Source organism: Rhodococcus opacus (assembly GCF_012396235.1).
Lineage (GTDB): Bacteria > Actinomycetota > Actinomycetes > Mycobacteriales > Mycobacteriaceae > Rhodococcus_F > Rhodococcus_F opacus.
This window is the reverse complement of sequence record NZ_JAAXPA010000076.1, coordinates 1-3,465: the sequence shown is the minus strand read 5'-3', so window position 1 is coordinate 3,465 and position 3,465 is coordinate 1. Positions and strand designations below refer to the sequence as shown.

Annotated in this window: 4 protein-coding genes; all 4 read left to right on the top strand. The window is 64.4% G+C overall.

Translation table 11 applies throughout. The features are described from left to right. The first annotated feature begins 176 nt into the window (after positions 1–176). The 4 genes from HGB39_RS37800 (at position 177) to HGB39_RS39475 (ending at position 3,442) form a co-directional block, all read left to right on the top strand. Positions 177–1,259 carry a tyrosine-type recombinase/integrase gene (locus HGB39_RS37800; RefSeq protein ID WP_043790179.1) on the top strand — a complete coding sequence of 361 codons (1,083 nt, stop codon included), beginning with the start codon at positions 177–179 and terminating at the stop codon, positions 1,257–1,259. Beyond that, the gene (locus tag HGB39_RS39485; protein WP_247607633.1) at positions 1,225–2,076 is read left to right on the top strand and encodes a hypothetical protein; all 852 of its coding nucleotides are present in this window, start codon (positions 1,225–1,227) and stop codon (positions 2,074–2,076) included. The genes HGB39_RS37800 and HGB39_RS39485 overlap by 35 nt, the downstream gene beginning before the upstream one ends. Positions 2,077–2,107: 31 nt before the next feature. Next, positions 2,108–3,139 carry a tyrosine-type recombinase/integrase gene (locus HGB39_RS39480; protein ID WP_267204536.1) on the top strand — a complete coding sequence of 344 codons (1,032 nt, stop codon included), beginning with the start codon at positions 2,108–2,110 and terminating at the stop codon, positions 3,137–3,139. Between the two features lie 144 nt (positions 3,140–3,283). Further along, the gene (locus HGB39_RS39475; RefSeq protein WP_005563554.1) at positions 3,284–3,442 is read left to right on the top strand and encodes a hypothetical protein; all 159 of its coding nucleotides are present in this window, start codon (positions 3,284–3,286) and stop codon (positions 3,440–3,442) included. Positions 3,443–3,465 lie beyond the last annotated feature (23 nt).

Below are 3,465 nucleotides of genomic sequence, written 5' to 3'. Positions count from 1 at the left end.
CCAATTTCGTTCCGGAATGTTCGTAGAGTTGTTGGCTTGCAATGGTTTACAAGGTTCTATGGGGAAGGTGGGGGCATGCCTGTTAACCGGCTAATCCACCGGATCGTTACCCATGAATCGACACGCCGTCCACGGAAATACTTGACCCCCATCGACGGTGGCGTTACACCTGTCTCATGACGAATCAGCACACGCTGCGTCTGGAGGCCGGCACCGACGTCGCCTGGATGTTGTCCGGGCCCAATGCCGACAACTACCCGCTGGTCAACCAATACCTCCGCTACCTCGCCGACCGAAACTATTCACCACGTACCCTGCGCGCCTACGGCTACGATCTGCTCGCATTCTGCCGCTGGCTCGAATCCCGGAACTACGTCCTCGAATCGGTCAGCACCAACACGGTATTGGACTTCATGCGGCATTGCCGCGAGACCTCGATCGAAGGACGCCCCGCGAACGTGCTGTCGATGACCGGCAAGCGCCTCGACCATTACTCGGCGACCACCATCAACCACCGGCTCGCCGCCCTGACCGGGCTGTTCACCTTCCGCACGCTGCGCGAACCCGACCTGCGCAACCCGATGCCCAGCGGACGGGAAGCCCGCAGAGTCAGCGCCGAGGAGCGCAGCGGTCTACTCGGACACCTGGTGCGACCGAAACGCCGATCGGTTCTACGCTTGCGGGAGCCGCGCCGACTACCACGGTCCCTGGATCGCCGAGAAACAGCCGACCTGCTCTCCAGCCTGCGGACGTGGCGGGACCGATCCCTCGCCGGTCTGATGTTGCTGTCCGGGTTGAGATCCGGCGAACTACTGACCCTCGACGTTATCGACGTTGACATCGGCGCCCGTTGGATACGAGTGCTCGGAAAAGGCGCGAAGGAACGCCGGGTGCCACTCGATGTGGAGGTGGCAGGGCTGATCCAAACGTATCTGCTCACCGAGCGACCGGAGTCCTCGAGCACTCGCTTGTTCCTCGTCGCCAAAGGCCCGAACAGAGGCCAGCCATTGACGGCGGCCGGGCTGCGCACCATCTTCCGCTATCACCGGCTCAAAGCTGGAGTGCCCGCCGGGCACCCGCACGCACTCCGTCATACCTTCGGCACCGCGATGGCCGAAGCCGGTGTGGATCTGGCAGTGATGCAAGCACTGCTCGGGCACGCGCACGTCGACACCACAGCCCGGTACATCCATTTGGCACCAACACATGTCAAGGCGGAATACGATGCGGCCCGCACACGACTACGCGCCCGAACCTGAGAGTCCGGCGGACATCTACGCCGCCTACCTGGTCCACCTCAAGCGGCGCCGTCGCGGCAACACCGCCTACACCCAAGCCGCCCGATCCTTCCTGCGGCGCTGGCCCCAGGTCCAGCAGTGGGCCGACCTGCCCCTCGACACACGATTGGCCGCGAACTGCTCGACCCGTCCGTTCATCACCTTCCTGATGGTCAGCCGGCGGCTGCAACCGGGTTACGACTACCTCCTCAACCGCAAACTCGCGAGCCTCTGGCACGAACTAACCGACAGTTGCCTCGAACCGGACCTGAATCAGTTCATCTCCGCAGCATTGGAATTGGGATTCACCCAGCGCGTCGCATCGGCCATCGGGTCGCAAATCATCGCGAGGCTGCTGATTCAGACCGGCCGCCCCCTGGCCGATCTACGCGAGAGCGATCTGCAGGACCTGTTGAACGCGTGCGATATTCGCCAGATGCGCACCGGCCGAGGTGCGAGGCACTACCGGAGCACCACCCACAGCGCGCGGCAGACTCTCTTTCACCTCGGGATCCTCGACAGCGAAGCTCAACCGGCAGTCACGCCGCTCACCCTCGACGAGCGGATGGCCGACGTCCCCGCGACGCTGCGCCCGGCGTTCGTGGCCTACCTGCAACGCAAACGCGCCACCTGCGTGGCCAAGACGGTCAGCAGCCTCGCCACGAGATTGGCGCACTTCGGCCGATACCTCACCGCCATCGACCCCGACATCGCATCGCTGTCCGCGCTGGACCGGGCGCCGACACATCGAACCGTTCATCGCTTCACTGACCACCACCGTCAACACCGTCACCGGTGAACCGATCACCGTCGCGGACCGAATCAGGCGCGTGCATGCGGTCGGGAATTTTCTCGCCGATATCACTGAATGGGGCTGGGATGACGCACCCGCCCGGCGACTGATCTTCCGCACCGACCTCCCACGGGCGCAACGCTTCCTCCCTCGATACCTACCCGTCGATGCGGACCGCAAACTCACGGCGGCACTGTCGGACTCGCCCTACCGACTCGCAGCCGATGCACTGTTGGTGCAGCGGGCATGCGGGCTGCGGATCGGTGAACTCCTCGACCTCGAACTCGACTGCATCCACGAAATACCCGGCCAGGGATCCTGGCTGAAGGTCCCCCTCGGCAAACTCGACTCCGAACGCATGATTCCCCTAGACGAGGAAGTCCTCACCCTCGTCGATCGCATCACCGCCACCCGCTCACCCGGCCGACCCATGCGCCACCCCCGCACCGGCGCACCCGCCGATTTCCTATTCACCCACCATGGAAAGCGACTCTCCCAGAATGCAGTTCGCAGTGAACTGAACCGAGCCGCCGAGACGGCAGGACTTGGGCACGTCACCCCGCACCAACTCCGACACACCTACGCCACCGCACTCATTAACGCCGGGGTATCCCTGCAAGCACTGATGGCACTTCTCGGACACGTCTCGAGCCAAATGAGTCTGCGTTACGCGCACCTCTTCGACAGCACCGTGCGCACCGAATACGAACGCGCCCTGAACCTGGCGAAAAGCCACACCGGGCCGATGCCCACCGGCCGAACCCAGCTCCCGATCACCGACATCACCGACGGCGGATGGAAGGACGCACCGGCGATCAAATCGCGCCTGGCCGGCGGCTACTGCCTGCGGGCACCCGCGCAAGGCTCTTGCCCATACGCAAACATCTGCGAGCACTGCCCGAGCTTCCACACCGACGCCACCCACCTCGGAGTACTCGCTGCACAGCGCGTGGACGCTCACGATCTCGCCGAAGATGCGGAAAAGCGCGGATGGATCGACGAGGCGAAGCGGCACCGCACCCTCGTCTCCCGACTCGACGCGCTCATCGCGCAATCGGAGACCGCATGAGCGAGAACGCCCTGGTCAGGGTCGAACGGATCTGCGTCGAACTCGCCACCACGGGACAGCCGATCACCTTCACCGCCGTCGCCGAACAGGCCCAGATCGGCCGGGCGACGCTCTACCGGGACAAGCAACTGCGCGCCGTCGTCGATGAACACCGCACCCGACAAACCGAACGCCCGCACCCTGACCGGTCTCGCCACCGAGGTCGCGCACCTTCGCACCGTGGTCGAGGCGCTCGCCGCCACCGTCACCAAACACGAAGAACAACTGCGCCGCCTTCGCCGCAATCCACCGCCCCGACGATGAACCATTCTGACCTCGATCGGCAC

What these genes read in the sequence shown, in the direction of transcription:
- HGB39_RS37800 (WP_043790179.1), top strand. Translation starts at nt 177, where the DNA reads ATGACGAATCAGCACACGCTGCGTCTGGAGGCCGGCACCGACGTCGCC.
- HGB39_RS39485 (WP_247607633.1), top strand. Translation starts at nt 1,225, where the DNA reads ATGCGGCCCGCACACGACTACGCGCCCGAACCTGAGAGTCCGGCGGAC.
- HGB39_RS39475 (WP_005563554.1), top strand. Translation starts at nt 3,284, where the DNA reads ATGAACACCGCACCCGACAAACCGAACGCCCGCACCCTGACCGGTCTC.